This is a genomic window from Bacillus cereus group sp. RP32 (assembly GCF_040459735.1).
Classification (GTDB): Bacteria; Bacillota; Bacilli; order Bacillales; family Bacillaceae_G; genus Bacillus_A; species Bacillus_A wiedmannii.
In genome coordinates this window covers 4,463,026-4,479,305 of record NZ_JARVHO010000001.1, presented here as the reverse complement: position 1 = coordinate 4,479,305, position 16,280 = coordinate 4,463,026, and the positions used below count along the sequence as shown (strand labels likewise).

Here is a 16,280-nt window from a genome sequence, read left to right as displayed (position 1 = left end):
CAATCAATATAGTTTTTAAATTCCTATCAGAATACTTGGAGGATTACCATCATGAAAAAATTATTTTCAGTACTTGCAGTAACTACATTAGCAATCGGGATTGTAGCGGGCTGCGGTAAAGAAGAGAAAAAAGATACAGCTAATCAAGATGCGTTACAAAAGATAAAACAAAGTGGTGAACTTGTAATTGGAACAGAAGGTACATATCCACCGTTCACATTCCACGATTCAAGTAATAAATTAACTGGATTTGACGTTGAATTAGCAGAAGAAGTTGCAAAACGTTTAGAAGTAAAACCTGTATTTAAAGAAACACAATGGGATAGCTTACTTGCTGGTCTAGATGCAAAACGTTTCGACATGGTTGCGAATGAAGTTGGTATTCGTGAAGATCGTCAAAAGAAATATGACTTCTCTAGCCCATATGTTTCATCTTCAGCGGTATTAGTTATTGCGAAGGATAAAGATAAACCTGCTACATTTGCTGATGTAAAAGGATTAAAAGCAGCACAATCTTTAACAAGTAACTATGCAGATATTGCTAAGAAAAATGGTGCGGAAATCACGAATGTAGAAGGCTTTAGCCAAGCTGCAGAATTATTAAACACTGGCCGTGTTGATTTCACAATTAATGATAAATTATCAGTGTTAAATTATTTAGAAACGAAAAAAGATGCAAAAATTAAAATTGTAGATACAGAAAAAGAAGCGTCACAGAGTGGATTCTTATTCCGTAAAGGTAGCGACAAGCTAGTACAAGAAGTAAATAAAGCGTTAGAAGATATGAAAAAAGATGGTACGTACGATAAAATAGCGAAAAAATGGTTCGGTGAAAATGTATCTAAGTAGTGCGTTGGTTTCAGATCGATTGTCTACTTGGATAGATATTATGCAGTCTTCCTTCATGCCTATGCTGAAGGAAGCTGTATTTACGACAATTCCATTAACGCTTATTACATTTATTATCGGGATTATACTTGCGACGTTAACAGCGCTTGCACGTATTTCAGGTAGTCGTATTTTACAATGGATTGCTCGTATCTATGTATCTATCATTCGCGGAACGCCACTTCTTGTACAGTTATTTATTATTTTCTATGGTCTTCCAACTCTTAATATTGAAGTTGAGCCATATACAGCAGCAGTTATTGGATTTTCGTTAAATGTTGGTGCGTATGCATCTGAAATTATTCGTGCTTCTATCCTTTCAATCCCGAAAGGACAGTGGGAAGCAGCTTACACAATTGGGATGACATACCCGCAAGCATTAAAACGTGTTATTTTACCGCAGGCAACGCGAGTATCTATTCCGCCGCTTTCGAATACATTCATTAGTTTAGTGAAGGATACTTCATTAGCATCGTTAATTTTAGTAACAGAAATGTTCCGAAAAGCGCAGGAAATTGCGGCAATGAACTATGAGTTTTTAATTGTTTATTTCGAAGCAGGTCTAATTTATTGGGCAATTTGCTTCTTATTATCTATTGTGCAACAAATATTAGAAAAACGTTCAGAACGTTACACTCTAAAATAACCCTTTCATAAAAGGAGTTTTTGTTTTTATGATTTCAATTCAACATTTACAAAAAAGTTTCGGAGATAATACCGTACTAAAGCATATAGATTTATCAGTTGAGAAGGGGGAAGTTGTTGTTATTATCGGGCCATCGGGATCTGGTAAAACGACATTCTTACGTTGTCTCAACGTGTTAGAAACGCCGAACGCTGGTAATATTCGCATCGGTAATAAAGAGCTCGACTTCTCTCAAAAAGTATCGAAGAAAGATATTGTCAATCTTCGTACGCAAACAGGTATGGTATTCCAGCACCATAATCTATTCCCTCATTTAACGGCACTTCAAAATGTAATGGAAGGGCTCGTTACAGTGAAAAAGATGGGGAAAGAAGAAGCGAAGAAAAAAGCAAACTATTTCCTTGAAAAAGTTGGTCTTGCGGATAAAGTAGACTTATATCCGTTCCAATTATCAGGCGGACAACAACAGCGCGTTGGAATTGCTCGCGCGCTTGCGATGGAGCCGGAAGTATTACTATTTGATGAACCGACGTCAGCACTTGATCCTGAACTTGTTCAAGAAGTTCTGAAAGTAATGAAAGAACTTGCTAAAGAAGGCATGACGATGGTGATTGTAACGCACGAAATGCGTTTTGCGCATCAAATTGCGAACCGCGTTATTTTCATGGATGGCGGTGTCGTTGTCGAACAAGGTACACCAGAAGATGTATTTACAAATCCAAAAGAAGAACGCACGAAGAAGTTTTTACAAATGTTGCAATAAATGAAGGAAGGTCTCAAGGCATATGCCTTGAGACCTTTTTGCCATATATATTTATTTTTGGAATCCGCCAAGGCTTTGCTCAGCCATTGCAACTAGACGTTTTGTAATTTCGCCACCAACAGAACCGTTAGCACGAGCCGTAGAATCTGCTCCTAATTGTACACCAAATTCTTGAGCGATTTCGTACTTCATTTGGTCGATTGCAGCTGTTGCTCCTGGTACTACTAATTGATTTGAAGAATTTTGGTTTGCCATAGGAATATATCCTCCTTAGAGTTATAAAAAATTTTTTTGGTTGGACTAGCTGGATTTGAACCAGATTATCGCCCCGTTTGGCGCTAATCCATCGGTAATTAAGTTTGTACTCATAGTATGGATGTTACCTAGAAAGATATACGAAATAATAATTTGTAAATTTTGTAAAAAAATCTTAGTGATTTCGTAAATTATGAAATAAGAGTAATCGTTGTATTTTTTAGAAAGAAGGCTAAACTAAGAGCGATATGAAATATGTTTTTCTTTTTGTATCCCGCTATTGTGGGGCAAATCATTAACTTCTTATTTATGACTTACTAAAATTAAATCGGTAGCAACTTTATAGTTCTATTTTAAGTAGGGGGACAGGACGCTCCTATGCACGGCTAAATGCTCTCTTCAATCTGCTTGTAAATGATAACGTATGGAGGAATCGTGATGGGAATTTGCCCGCTTTGCAACGCATTAGAATCACAAACATATTCTTGTCAAAATTGCCAAGGTATACTCCAAGATTATGGAAAAACTGTAGATTACATAGACGATTATAGTGCGTATATGGACCAAGAATTATTAAGTGCAGTAGATGGATTAACACATAATAATTCAAATGAATACTGCAATCATATTTTTTATTGCGGAGTATGTAACGTGGAAACAGAGGTTGTAGTGAAACTTGTGTAAATAGAAAACTTCCACCTTATGAATGAGGTGGAAGTTTTTGTTTTTGTATTTGTGAGTGAATCATAGGGGATGGGATATGTTTGGTGTTTGATGGAGTCCCGGATTTTATTTGAGACATTTTTTCTTTTGCATCGCGCAAAGAATGTTCAGTTAAGTAGATGGCATATTCGTAAAATAATTGGCGCGTCAGTTCACTTTGTTCTTTTAACTTTTCATCTTGGAATACAGTTCGCCCAGGTTTAGAGTTTGCTTCAAAGAGCCACGGGTTTTCCCCTGTGTCTAAACCGATATCAAAACCGATTTCTCCAATATTTCCGGTTACTTGTTCATCGAGCGCGTAACTGATTTGTAAGGCTGTATGTTTTAATTTATTTTCAATTTGAACTTGTTTCGTTGAATCTGGAAAAAGTTCTTGCAGTAATTTTGTATCGCCACCGCTATTTACATGCGTTGTTAAGCTACCTTTGCCAGCAATTTTTGCAACGATTGCACTGACCATCCATTGGCCGAAATGATTTTTATTTGTATGAATGCGAAAATCAACAGGTTGCCCATCGAAGCGAAGTAAGGAAATACCTTGTTGTACGATAAAATTTTTTAAATCATGTCCTTTTAACACATGGTTCAGAAGCGTTTCTAATGATTGGTACTTTCTTAGTTTATTTTCTTCATTTTCGCGATAACGACAGTAGTAGCAATTCTCTGTTTGAGAGTAAAATATTTGATGAATGTTTCTCCCGAAGCTACCGTGTATCGGTTTCATGTAAACAGATTTATACGTGCCAAGAAAGCGTTCTACTTGTTCGAAATGTTGAAAAGCTTCCGTGTTTGGTAATAAGGGAGTAATGGATTCATCTTTCATAAGAAGTTGATGCACTTCCCATTTATTGAAAAAACCTGGGTTAAACCACGGAATGGAATAGTCATGCTCTAATTTTCTTTTTGCTCTTACGATCGGTTTATAATTTTCGGCTTTCCGATTTGGTAATCGATCATAAATGACATTCGGTAAAGGGACTTTTTTCTTAATCCACTGTTCCTCTTGAAAGAAATACCCTTCAATTGTTTCGTCTGCCCAGTTTATATGTTGCACACCAAAAACAAATACAAATGGTCGCAAGGTGAATGGTGGCGTTAGTAACTCGCTGAGAGAAGTTGAACGGTTTCCTAAAGGATTAGAAGAGTCATCGTTAAAACCAGTTGTGAAAATCCCGATTAATGGTCCGAAAATAATGGTTTCATTTTGCGTGAATGCATGGATAGTAGTGGAATGAGGAAGTAAAAGTTTCTCTGCAATTTGTTTTCCGATAATGATTTCGCGAGTAAAGGAATAATGAATTTTCACCTCTTCACTTGCAACATTGCGTACGCCGAAGGAAAGAGATGCAATTGGTGGTGTAATGGAAAAAATGTAAGGTAAAGTAATACTATTTGGATGCTCATCTGAAATGTTTAATGTATATATGTGCTCTTTCAAAATGGTGTTACCTCCTTTCATTATGGTGTGAAGCGACTAAACTTTAGTGGTCCGTGATATATTTTTTCGGCTAGCGCATCACTATGACGAATGTAATGTTCGTACGGGGGAATCGTGTTGACATACATAAGCCAAATTGCCCCTTTTTGATCCATAATGGTGGAAAGCTCTAGCTCGAATAACGAAGAATAAGATTCATCTAATGTTTGGAACACTTCATTTATAATGTCATGTAAAGCGTCTTGTAATAATTGTACACCGGTACTAGATAGTACGTATTTAATTTTTGAAAATGAATGCAGCGTAGCATCATCCGTTGCCGAAAGTAAAAGTTGATTCGGAAATGAGCTTTTTTGTATAAATTGGCCGATAGCATTCCACTTTTGTTCTTTATTTTTTTGCAAAATGGTTCGAATATGGAGCGGGTATGTTAATTGATTTGGTGGTTGCAGCATTGTATGGATGATGTAACGTGCTGATCGTATGTTAGATTTGTACCAAGATATAAATTCATCTGTCCGTTTGATTGGAGTAGAAGTATGATAGTCATCATTTATCGTATCGATATGAAACGTTTTGTTTTTATAAGTGATCCGGTACAGACTTTCATTGGAATGTGTGTTAGTAGGCCGTATAATAATATCTTTTGTTTTTAATAACAGTTTGAAAATGTTTTGTATCGTTGCTATTTCAAATTTTGGTATATAAGGAGATAATTTTTTATTCGTGAGAAATAAATCATGAAGTTCGCTTAAGTCAATGAGTGTGTTATTTAAAAAGGTAGTGGTAGGACGGTTGTGTAATGAGTGAATAATTGATTTTGCTTTGTCGAAGTCTGTTTCCTCGTTAAAAGAAGAACGATCGTAAATATAAGAAGGAATAGGGAATATTTGCTCTTTCCATTTTCCTGTATCTGTATCATAAATCAGACCAGAGACAAGGTCTGTTTTAGGATCAATACTAAATGGCGTAAACTGGGCAACGACATTATGATAAAGCCGAGCGCGTTTAGCGATTTCGGTGTAATACATTTGCTCATAATGAGGGTGAGAAGTTAAAATACCGAGAACCAACGAAATCACTCCTTTACTAACAAAATGTTGGCATAATAGGCATAGCTATATATTGCAAATACGTTTTTATACCATTATACTTTTGTCCGTATGATGATATGCTATAGTTTTGGAGAAGCGAAAGGTTGATTGTAATGAATATATGGTTAAGTATGTTAACGACGACAGGGCTCGGAGCGATTATTGGAGGATTTACAAATCATTTAGCGATAAAAATGTTATTTCGTCCTCATCGCCCTATTTATATTGGAAAGTTTCAAGTTCCATTTACACCAGGATTAATTCCGAAGCGCCGAGATGAACTTGCTGTTCAATTAGGAAAAATGGTTGTCGAACATTTGTTAACGCCAGAAGGAATCGGAAAGAAATTAACAAATGAAGAGTTTCAAAAAGGTTTAATTCAATGGACGCAAGTAGAAGTGGATAAAGTAATTACGAATGAACAGTCGTTACGACAAATGTTAGAAAAATGGAATTTAGTACATGTAGAAAAAGAGGCGACCGAGAAAATCGAGTATGTAATTACAGAAAAAATAGAGGCATTTTTAGTAGAGTATTATACATATACATGGGAACAGGCTTTACCTCATTCTGTTCATGAAAAAATAGAGAATACAATCCCAAATGTCTCGGCATTTATTTTAGAGCGAGGAATTAGTTTCTTTGAGAGTGAAGAAGGGAAAGCACGTCTTTCAAAAATGATTGATGATTTCTTTGCTTCTAGGGGAACGCTACTTAACTTAGTCGGAATGTTTTTAGGGAATGTAAGTGTAGTGGATCGTGTGCAACCAGAAGTCATTAAGTTTTTAGGGCAAGATGGAACAAAGCAGCTTTTAACTGACGTACTGCAAAAAGAGTGGGAAAAGTTAAAAGGAAGAGATGTAAAAGGAGTAGAAACGTTTGTAGAAAAAGAAATGATTGTAAACTCCATATTGTCAGCAGTTAAAGTGGAGGAAACAGTGAGTAAGTTTTTAAATCAATCTGTTCAGCAAGTATGTGAGCCAGTTCGAGAAACAATTATGGAAAAGGTAGTCCCAAGTGCAGTAACGAAAGGCTTAAAGTGGGGGACAGAAAACGTAGAAAGTATATTAAACAATCTACATCTTGCGGAAATTGTCCAGCAAGAAGTGTCTACATTTTCAACAGAGAGACTAGAAGATTTAGTTCTGTCCATTACAAAAAATGAACTGAAAATGATTACGTATTTAGGAGCACTATTAGGCGGGATGATTGGACTCGTGCAAGGACTGTTACTGTTGTTTCTTAAATAATAAGATGAGTACATAGAAATAAAAGTGAAATTTCTTCACATCTCTTGCATAGTTTGATATGGTAAGAAGAGGTGCGTATGTAAATGCACTTAAAAGGCAGTGTGAGCGAAAAGCGCTAGCCTTCTAAAGGAGGAAAAATAAAATGACAAAAAACATTCATGATGTTGCATATGAATTACAAAAAGCAATCGCTGAAAACGAAGATTTCCAAACATTAAAAGCAAGCTACGCAGCAGTACAAGGTGATGTAAATTCAAAGAACTTATTCGATGAGTTCCGCACAATGCAACTTGGCCTACAACAAAAAATGATGCAAGGTCAAGAAATCAGTGAAGAAGATAACCAAAAAGCACAAGAGGTTGTAGCTCGCATTCAACAAGATGCTAAAATCACAAAGTTAATGGAAACTGAACAACGCCTAAACATCGTTATCACTGACGTTAACAAAATTATTATGCAGCCACTTGAAGAATTATATAACGCGCAACAACAAGCGTAATAGTGGAAGACGCCCTTGTATAGGGGCGTCTTTTTTGTTTGTTATTTGTGGAAATACTCAGTCTCAATATTCTTTTCCTTCAAAAATGTTTCAATTTCTTTTTGCTTTCTACCATTCACTTTCTCAAAGCGTTTTGTAAAAGAAAAATCAGTTTTGAATAAGTTACCATCTTGTGCGATTTTGTCTAATTCTTGCTCTAGTTCTACTGAAAGTGCTGTAGACGCTGAAATGTAATCATGAATTTCCTTCGAAGGCTGTTTGTAATCATCAGGAATCGTATTGTTACTAATAAAATTAAGGAAATTCGCATCGTTTTGTTGCGCTAAATCTACTAGTTGTTTTAATTTCTCCCGATCGGATTCCGTGACATCCTCGTCAGACATGGCTGACGAAAGTGGAACGATGTTTTCGTATAACTCTCCGCTATAATTTAAATACGTTTTTATATTTTGTTTCATTTCATCTTCACTAATAGTTTCATTCTTTTTTGAGGAACTAAATATAGTTTCTGGAATTTTTATCGTTACATCTTTAATAGATTGCACATCGTTTTCTTCCTTATGCTGTGCACTGTTTGAACAAGCTGATAGAAATAAAATTGTAAGTAACATGAGTAGATATAAAGTATACTTCTTCATTTTAATCTCCTTTTATATTCATTATTATCTTTGTAAAATAGCTATATTCCATTTCAAATACTTTACTAAAGTTGCGTATAGATGTTTTACCATTTGGTAACAGATGACGGATATGAGTAAACCGCTGCAAAAAGCGATGAACACATTGTAAACATCGGAATAACTGATTTGATGAAACCCTTTAAAAAATCCTAACCCTATTAATAAAATAGGTGAAATGATTAATAGTGGAGTAGCAATGATAAGTGCTAGAAGAATCGGTAATAAAAAGAGTAGTACGAAAAAGGCGATAATGATAAAGGTAAAGTTTAAAACACTTAAGCTCATAACAGAAAATAGTGCGGTTATTATATTTTTGAAGCTTCGTTTCTTGTCAGCATTGCTTATTGCATAGGAAACATTAAGTTCTTTCGCGATCGTTTTGGGGTTTCCTAGTTTTCTAGCAATTTCTTCTTCACATTTCCCATCTTGTTTACCACTGATAAAATGAGTTTCATATTCTGAGATAATATCTTTCTTTTCTGCATTAGGCATATTCCGCAGGGAAGAATTAAGTTGTTCCAAAAATTCATTTTTGTTCATAACAATCACTTTCCTTTATAGAATGATGGATTAAAGTTGAGAATGCTATATTTTGAAGGGGGGATACGAATTACAAAGTGCGTTCCAATTAATGGGTATTCCAATATTTACAAATATATCATTTGCTAGTGTTTTTTGCAAGGTACTGTTATATTTTTAATACTGTGACAAGATGGAAGTTTTTTGTACATTTTTAGAGAAGTTATAAAGATATTATTTTAAGATAAATAAAGGATTGTAAGCGTATTCCTTATTATTTGTCAAAATAATGTCAAATTCATATTCTTGGAAAAATAATGCATTTGTACTATAATGATAAACAATACTTCACCACATTAATTAACTAGGTGAAATTAAAAATCTTTATTACACACATTATGAAATAAAGGGATGATTAGTTTGAGTACAGGTGTAAAAGCAAACGACGTGAAGACAAAAACAAAAGGAGCAGATCTTGTTGTTGATTGTTTAATTAAACAAGGTGTTACACATGTTTTCGGTATTCCAGGAGCGAAGATTGACTCTGTATTTGATGTACTGCAAGAAAGAGGACCAGAGTTAATTGTTTGTCGTCATGAACAAAACGCAGCATTTATGGCAGCTGCTATTGGTAGATTAACAGGGAAACCGGGCGTATGTCTTGTAACTTCAGGACCAGGGACATCGAATTTAGCGACAGGTCTTGTTACTGCGAATGCGGAGAGTGATCCCGTTGTTGCTTTAGCTGGTGCAGTTCCACGTACGGATCGATTAAAACGTACGCATCAATCTATGGATAATGCTGCACTATTCGAACCAATCACAAAATATAGCGTAGAAGTAGAGCATCCTGATAATGTGCCAGAAGCACTATCAAATGCATTCCGAAGTGCGACTTCCACTAATCCAGGAGCTACTTTAGTAAGTCTGCCGCAAGACGTTATGACAGCTGAAACGACTGTAGAGTCTATCGGTGCGCTTTCTAAGCCACAGCTTGGAATCGCTCCCACACATGAAATTACATATGTAGTAGAAAAAATAAAATCGGCGAAATTACCAGTTATTTTACTCGGTATGAGAGCGAGCACAAATGAAGTGACGAAAGCCGTTCGTGAATTAATTGCGGATACAGAACTTCCTGTCGTTGAAACATATCAAGCAGCTGGTGCAATTTCGCGTGAGTTAGAAGACCATTTCTTTGGTCGTGTTGGATTATTCCGTAATCAACCAGGTGATATTTTACTAGAAGAAGCAGATCTTGTTATTTCGATCGGTTATGACCCAATTGAGTATGATCCGAAATTCTGGAATAAACTTGGAGATAGAACGATTATCCATCTTGATGACCATCAAGCAGATATCGACCATGATTACCAACCAGAGCGCGAATTAATTGGTGATATTGCTTTAACTGTAAATAGCATTGCAGAAAAATTACCGAAACTTGTATTAAGTTCGAAATCAGAAGTAGTGTTAGAACGATTACGTGCGAAATTATCAGAACAAGCAGAAGTTCCAAACCGTGCTTCAGAAGGTGTTACGCATCCGCTTCAAGTGATTCGTACACTTCGTTCTTTAATTAGTGACGATACAACCGTTACATGTGACATCGGTTCACATTCTATTTGGATGGCAAGATGTTTCCGTTCTTATGAACCACGTAGATTATTATTTAGTAACGGTATGCAAACGTTAGGTGTTGCACTTCCTTGGGCAATTGCTGCTACTTTAGTTGAACCGGGCAAGAAAGTTGTTTCCGTGTCAGGTGATGGTGGTTTCTTATTCTCTTCGATGGAATTAGAAACAGCGGTACGCTTAAACGCACCGATCGTACATCTTGTATGGAGAGATGGTACATATGATATGGTTGCGTTCCAACAAATGATGAAATACGGTAGAACATCAGCTACAGAGTTTGGCGATGTCGATCTTGTGAAATATGCAGAAAGTTTCGGTGCAAAGGGTCTTCGTGTTAACACGCCTGATGAATTAGAAGGTGTATTAAAAGAAGCATTAGCAGCAGACGGCCCTGTCATTATTGATGTTCCAATTGACTACCGTGACAACATTAAATTAAGCGAAAAATTATTACCAAACCAATTAAACTAATGGAGGCATGATTGAGATGACTGTTGCACAATTCATTGATATTGATGCAAAAAGAACGAAAACGAGTAATGAAGTATATCAAACATCTACAATGCTTGCGCTATTAGATGGTATATATGATGGTGTAATTAGCTTTGAGGAATTGAAAGAACGTGGTGATTTCGGCATCGGCACATTTGATCAATTAGATGGTGAAATGATTGCATTCGATAACGAATTTTATCATTTACGTTCAGACGGTTCAGCAGAAAAAGTAGAACCGGAAGAAACAACACCGTTTGCGACTGTAACGTTTTTTGAAAAAGAAATGAGTTATACGGCAGAGCGTCCGATGAATCGTGAAGAAGTTGAGGCATTATTACATGAATTAATGCCAAGTAAAAACTTATTTTACGCTATTAGAATGGACGGTACATTCCGTGAAGTAAGAACGAGAACTGTTCCAAGACAAGAAAAACCGTATACACCGCTCGTTGAAGTGACGAAATCACAACCAATCTTTTCATTTAAACATACAGAAGGCACGCTTGCTGGATTTTGGACACCAGATTACGCGCAAGGTATTGGTGTAGCTGGTTTCCACTTACATTACATTGACGATGCAAGAAGCGGAGGTGGACATGTTTTCGATTATGTTGTTGAAAACTGTACGATCCAAATTTGCCAAAAAGCTCATATGCATTTAGCACTTCCAGAAACAGCTGATTTTATGGCGGCTGAATTATCAAGAGAAAACTTAGAGGATAATATTGCGACTGCGGAAGGCTCGGAGTAAAAAGGAGAGACTGTTCTAATTTGGAACAGTCTTCTTTTATTAATATATCTTGTTGATATCGTTTATTTCTTTGAAACGAACGGATGCCCCTCATAATAAAAACGCCACGGATATTGTACAGCTTCTTCTGCATAGTCGATGTTAATACGAGGTCCTGCTGTTATTTTATATTGTGATGATATGTGTTCTTCTTCTGGGACGAGTTCAATATGTAATGTGTCACTTTGTAACGATACGCCTCGTTCTTCTAAAGTAATTCCGAGGGCACGGCATAGTTTGCCAGGGCCGTTCGTTAAATTTTTATACTGCGCTTTTGTAATGTCGGTTTTGTTGTATCGCGCAAGTTTTATTTCTTCAATCCCGTCTACTGGCTCAAGGGCTCGAATGAGAACACCTTGTGGGGTGCCAACTGGCGCTGTAATGACGTTAAAACAATGATACATACCGTAAATTAAATATACGTAAGCATGCCCTGGTGCACCAAACATGACTTCTGTGCGGTCCGTTCGTCTGCCGCCGTAACTATGTGCGGCTTTATCATCGGGACCCTTATATGCTTCTACTTCTACAATGATTCCGCTTCGTTTTATTCCATCTACAGTATGTACAAGTTTCTGTCCGAGTAATTTCTTTGCGACTTCTAACGTATCGCCTTCATAAAAGGAAGGTGGTGCTTGCATTGTACTATCTCCTTTACTGAGTGTATATGTATATAGTAAACCAAATTTTCAGTAGTAATTCTAACTCGTTCTATTTGCTACATTTATTTCATAAATTATGGATAGAGTACAACAGCGAAGAGGGGGAGTGCGACATGATTTATCGCTTACTAGCTCTTAATATAGATGGGACATTACTATACAACAACGGAAAAATTGCAAAAGGATTACGAGAAACAATTGAATTTGTGAAAAGAAAAGATGTATACGTTACATTATTTACGAGCCGTAATTTTCAGTCCGCTCATAAAGTTGCAAAGGCGTTAAAATTAGATTCTATCCTAGTGACACACGGTGGTGCTTTCGTTTCAGCAACGTTAGATAAGCCGTATATTCAAAGAAGGTTATCGGAAGAGAAGACGTTTAACATTGTGCAAGTGTTAGAGCACTTCGATTGTAACGTCCGCATCTCTCACGAACGGTTTTCAATCGGAAATCGGGAGAGAAATACACCAAACTTAATTGCGCGTACTGTATTATCAAGCGCAGATCCGTTATTTTATCCGGTTCAGTTTGTGGATTCGTTAGGTGATGCGCTTCGTGATCATCCAGTAGCAGCACCAAAAATTGATGTTATTTTCCAAAGTAAAGGTGAAAAAGAACGAGGGATAAATACATTAAGAAAAGCATTCCAAGATATAGAGTATGTTGAGTGTGATTCAAAACGAATAGAAATTTTGCCGCAAAATGTATCAAAATTACGCGGATTACAATTGCTTGGAGAGCATTTAAATATTTCGCTAAACGAAATGGTTGCGATTGGAGATAGTTTAGAAGATCTAGAAGTAATTGAAAATGTAGGGCTTGGTGTAGCGATGGGGAACTCACCTGTAGAGTTAAAACAAGCAGCAGACTGGATTACACGTTCAAATAGTGAGAACGGCGTAGAGTATATGATTAAAGAACATTTCCGTAAGCAATTCCCGCTTCCATTTTTGAAAAATCATAAAAATACACCGAAACGATGAAAGAAAAACGTAGCTTTTTGGCTACGTTTTTTTATTGGTTTTATTCGAAAGATGAAAACGTTTTACCAGATAAATTGTGTCTGAAGTTCATACAATTTACTTGAATCCTTTAGAAAACTGTTGTAAAGTGGGTGATGTTGCCAAAATAGTTACACCACATGAAATATTCTTCAGGTTAATTTTGTTGAGCTCCATATGCAAAAAATACTTCCGCATGATAGTTTAGTTCACGTATTATCTCAAAAATGAATTGTAGTAATTTTATTAAGCAGTTGTAGAGTTTCTTGTTTTTATTTAAATGAATGATTTTAAGTTATTGTGAGTAAGGCTTGGTACATATGAAAGATGCTTTTTTGTTTGGTTTTAGGAAGTTTAAAAGGGGGAATGAATTTTTTGAGGAAATCATTTAATCAAAAAATAAAAAAATTAAGTAGTAGTTTTATAGTTGTGTTACTAGTATGTATGAATTTTTTAATCCATTTACCGTATAAAGCAGAGGCAGCTACAACAGAATTAAAAGGTTTAGGTGATGTATCTTATTACAATGCAATCATTTTTGGAGATCATAGTGCAACGAGTGCGGATATTGAGGGTGCGATGGCTGTTCAAAAAAATATGAATGCATCGAGTTATACAGTTTTAGCAGCTGCAACTGGAGCGAATAATTTAGCTGGAGCAACATGGGTAGAGGAAGGATATCCAGCATTATTACTAGGTGGTCAATTTACGAAAGCGGGAACAGGACAAGTAATTATTCAAGATGGCACAGTGGCGATGACAAAAGATGGTGACCCAGAAGGTGCAATGAAATCGTCATATGACCGTATCTCTTATAAAGAGCAAGCGGAGATTGATGCTAAATTTAAAGAGTTTAGAAAAGATGTTAATAGTGTAATTGAGGAGGCTGGTCAATTACATACTGATAAACCTAAACCGGGTATGACCTTTGGAATCGGTGAAGATGTAAATAATCCTAATATTTACGTTTCTTCAGGACAAAATGGAAAGAAAACATTTGATGTAAAAGACGTTTTTCTTCCGAATGTAGACAATAAAGATTTTATTGTTATTTATTCAGATGCGGAAACAGTTAATTTTGCTAGTGGTGCAATTTTGTATGATACAAAAAACACTGGGATGGCAACAGACTTAATAAATACATCTCAAGCATACGACCCTAATTCATCTTTTACTGAGTTAGCTAGTAAAGTCATTTGGGTATTCCCTAATGCTAAAAAGATAACAACTAAAGGCTATGGTGTAGTAGGGAGTGTATTTGCGCCTAATGCAGTTGTAGAAACAAAGGGTGGCTCTATTAACGGACAAGCCTTTGTTGGTGGATTACACCAAAGAGATGGATTTGAGGTTCATAATTTTAAATTTAACTGGCCAAAGTGGAATAAGCCATCCGTTGAAAAAGTAACAGGTCAATTTGAAATTGTAAAAGTAGATGCAAGTGATGAAACAAAGTTATTATCAGGTGCCGAATTTGAAGTGTATAAAGACGGTCAACAAATAGATACATTACGAACAGATAAAACAGGTAAAGTAATCTCTAAGAAATTAGAACCAGGTAAATATACATTAAAAGAAACGAAAGCACCAGAGGGATATAAATTACTAAAAGAAGAAATTGAAGTTAATGTGGAAGAGAACAAAGTAGTACCAGTAACAGTTAGAAACGTGAAAGAGTTGGGAAGCTTACAGGTAATCAAGAAGGATGCTGAGAGCAGAAATGTGCTAGAAGGCGCGGAATTTAGACTAAAAAACGAAAATGGTCAAATAGTTGGAGAGGCGAAAACAACAAATAAAGATGGTGTTGTTATATTCGAAAACTTAGTGCCAGGTAAGTATACGTTAGAAGAAACAAAAGCGCCAGAAGGCTACAAAGCGATAGAAGTTACAGTAGAAGTAAACGTTATAGCTAATAAAGTAGCGAAACAAGAAGTATTGAATGAAAAAGAAACAGAAAAAGGTCCAGAAAATCCAGGTGGAGAAATAGAGAAGCCAGGTGAAGAAACAGAAAAACCAGGTGAAGAAACAGAAAAGCCAGGTGAAGAAACAGAAAAGCCAGGTGAAGAAACAGAAAAGCCAGGTGAAGAAACAGAAAAACCAGGTGAAGAAACAGAGAAACCGGGTGAGGAAACAGAAAAACCAGGTGAAGAAACAGAGAAGCCAGGTGGAGAGATAGAAAAACCAGGTGGAGAGATAGAAAAACCAGGTGAAGAAACAGAGAAGCCGGGCGAAGAGACAGAGAAGCCAGGTGAAGAAACAGAGAAACCAGGTGAAGAAACAGAGAAGCCAGGCGAAGAGACAGAGAAGCCAGGTGAAGAAACAGAGAAGCCGGGCGAAGAGGCAGAAAAGCCAGGCGAAGAGACAGAGAAGCCAGGTGAAGAAACAGAGAAACCAGGTGAGGAAACAGAGAAGCCGGGTGAAGAAACAGAAAAACCAGGTGGAGAGATAGAAAAACCAGGTGAAGAAACAGAAAAGCCGGGCGAAGAAACAGAGAAGCCGGGTGAAGAAACAGAGAAACCAGGTGAAGAGACAGGAAAACCGGGTGAAGAAACAGAGAAACCAGGTGAAGAGACAGGAAAACCGGGTGAAGAAACAGAGAAGCCGGGTGAAGAAACAGAGAAGCCGGGTGAAGAAACAGAGAAACCAGGTGAAGAGACAGGAAAACCGGGTGAAGAAACAGAGAAACCAGGTGAGGAAACAGAAAAGCCAGGTGAAGAGACAGAGAAACCGGGTGAAGGAATGGTAAACGTAGATAAAGAACAACCTACCTCACCAGAAAAAGGACAAGGTGCGTCTCATGCACAACGCCTTCCAGCCACAGGACATGATATGAATTATCTTCCATTCGTTGGTTTTGCTCTTGTTTTATTAGGGATACGTCTTAGATTTATGATTAAAAATAGCTAATAGTTTTATAAAAGGCATAAGAGAAATGTTAT

The 16,280-nt window shown here is 36.6% G+C and carries 16 protein-coding genes; 10 read left to right on the top strand and 6 right to left on the bottom strand.

The genetic code is table 11. The annotated features are described in order from the left end of the window. Nucleotides 1-51 precede the first annotated feature (51 nt). From QCI46_RS23085 to QCI46_RS23075, 3 genes are read left to right on the top strand one after another with little or no spacing between them, the layout of a single operon-like run. A complete protein-coding gene (locus QCI46_RS23085) occupies nt 52-849 on the top strand; it encodes an amino acid ABC transporter substrate-binding protein (RefSeq protein ID WP_353841516.1) in 798 nt (265 codons plus the stop codon). Next, on the top strand, nt 836-1,534 hold the full coding sequence (locus QCI46_RS23080) for an amino acid ABC transporter permease (RefSeq protein ID WP_033657688.1): 699 nt from the start codon (nt 836-838) through the stop codon (nt 1,532-1,534). The genes QCI46_RS23085 and QCI46_RS23080 overlap by 14 nt, the downstream gene beginning before the upstream one ends. A gap of 28 nt (nt 1,535-1,562) precedes the next feature. Continuing rightward, nucleotides 1,563-2,297: an amino acid ABC transporter ATP-binding protein gene (locus QCI46_RS23075; RefSeq protein ID WP_000623593.1), complete on the top strand. Its 735-nt coding sequence runs from the start codon at nt 1,563-1,565 to the stop codon at nt 2,295-2,297. 51 nt (nt 2,298-2,348) lie between these two features. Here the strand turns inward: QCI46_RS23075 and sasP are convergent, their stop codons facing one another. Then, nucleotides 2,349-2,552, bottom strand: coding sequence for a small acid-soluble spore protein, SasP family (sasP, locus tag QCI46_RS23070; RefSeq protein ID WP_000013339.1), 204 nt, complete (start codon nt 2,550-2,552; stop codon nt 2,349-2,351). A 438-nt stretch (nt 2,553-2,990) separates the two neighbouring features. Between sasP and QCI46_RS23065 the strand changes: the two genes are divergently transcribed. Next, nucleotides 2,991-3,236: a hypothetical protein gene (locus QCI46_RS23065; RefSeq protein ID WP_046956678.1), complete on the top strand. Its 246-nt coding sequence runs from the start codon at nt 2,991-2,993 to the stop codon at nt 3,234-3,236. A 16-nt stretch (nt 3,237-3,252) separates the two neighbouring features. On the opposite strand, the gene QCI46_RS23060 is transcribed toward QCI46_RS23065, so the two are convergent. Continuing rightward, nucleotides 3,253-4,713: a YheC/YheD family endospore coat-associated protein gene (locus tag QCI46_RS23060; protein ID WP_353841515.1), complete on the bottom strand. Its 1,461-nt coding sequence runs from the start codon at nt 4,711-4,713 to the stop codon at nt 3,253-3,255. Nucleotides 4,714-4,733: 20 nt separating this feature from the next. Continuing rightward, nucleotides 4,734-5,786 (bottom strand): YheC/YheD family endospore coat-associated protein, encoded by a 1,053-nt coding sequence (locus QCI46_RS23055; RefSeq protein ID WP_353841514.1) that lies wholly within the window; start codon nt 5,784-5,786, stop codon nt 4,734-4,736. A gap of 134 nt (nt 5,787-5,920) precedes the next feature. Here QCI46_RS23055 and QCI46_RS23050 point away from each other — a divergent pair, with 134 nt between their 5' ends. Continuing rightward, nucleotides 5,921-7,057, top strand: a complete 1,137-nt coding sequence (locus QCI46_RS23050) for a DUF445 domain-containing protein (RefSeq protein WP_353841513.1) — start codon at nt 5,921-5,923, stop codon at nt 7,055-7,057. A gap of 142 nt (nt 7,058-7,199) precedes the next feature. Further along, nucleotides 7,200-7,556, top strand: coding sequence for a YlbF/YmcA family competence regulator (locus QCI46_RS23045; RefSeq protein WP_353841512.1), 357 nt, complete (start codon nt 7,200-7,202; stop codon nt 7,554-7,556). 41 nt (nt 7,557-7,597) lie between these two features. Here QCI46_RS23045 and QCI46_RS23040 read toward each other — a convergent pair whose 3' ends face one another. Beyond that, nucleotides 7,598-8,194, bottom strand: a complete 597-nt coding sequence (locus QCI46_RS23040) for an NDxxF motif lipoprotein (RefSeq protein WP_353841511.1) — start codon at nt 8,192-8,194, stop codon at nt 7,598-7,600. A gap of 24 nt (nt 8,195-8,218) precedes the next feature. Beyond that, the gene (locus QCI46_RS23035) at nt 8,219-8,776 is read right to left on the bottom strand and encodes an HAAS signaling domain-containing protein (RefSeq protein WP_327959460.1); all 558 of its coding nucleotides are present in this window, start codon (nt 8,774-8,776) and stop codon (nt 8,219-8,221) included. 399 nt (nt 8,777-9,175) lie between these two features. On the opposite strand from QCI46_RS23035, the gene alsS reads away from it, so the two are divergent. Continuing rightward, nucleotides 9,176-10,864, top strand: coding sequence for an acetolactate synthase AlsS (gene alsS, locus QCI46_RS23030; protein ID WP_353841510.1), 1,689 nt, complete (start codon nt 9,176-9,178; stop codon nt 10,862-10,864). A gap of 16 nt (nt 10,865-10,880) precedes the next feature. Next, complete coding sequence (gene alsD, locus QCI46_RS23025) at nt 10,881-11,639, top strand: alpha-acetolactate decarboxylase (protein WP_353841509.1); 759 nt, start codon at nt 10,881-10,883, stop codon at nt 11,637-11,639. Between the two features lie 62 nt (nt 11,640-11,701). On the opposite strand, the gene QCI46_RS23020 is transcribed toward alsD, so the two are convergent. Beyond that, a complete protein-coding gene (locus tag QCI46_RS23020; protein WP_001148818.1) occupies nt 11,702-12,319 on the bottom strand; it encodes a DNA-3-methyladenine glycosylase in 618 nt (205 codons plus the stop codon). Between the two features lie 134 nt (nt 12,320-12,453). On the opposite strand from QCI46_RS23020, the gene QCI46_RS23015 reads away from it, so the two are divergent. Both QCI46_RS23015 and QCI46_RS23010 read left to right on the top strand, forming a co-directional pair. Then, entirely contained in the window at nt 12,454-13,326 is an 873-nt protein-coding gene (locus tag QCI46_RS23015) for a Cof-type HAD-IIB family hydrolase (RefSeq protein WP_353841508.1), read from the top strand. Between the two features lie 393 nt (nt 13,327-13,719). Then, nucleotides 13,720-16,248, top strand: a complete 2,529-nt coding sequence (locus tag QCI46_RS23010; RefSeq protein WP_353841507.1) for a SpaA isopeptide-forming pilin-related protein — start codon at nt 13,720-13,722, stop codon at nt 16,246-16,248. Nucleotides 16,249-16,280 lie beyond the last annotated feature (32 nt).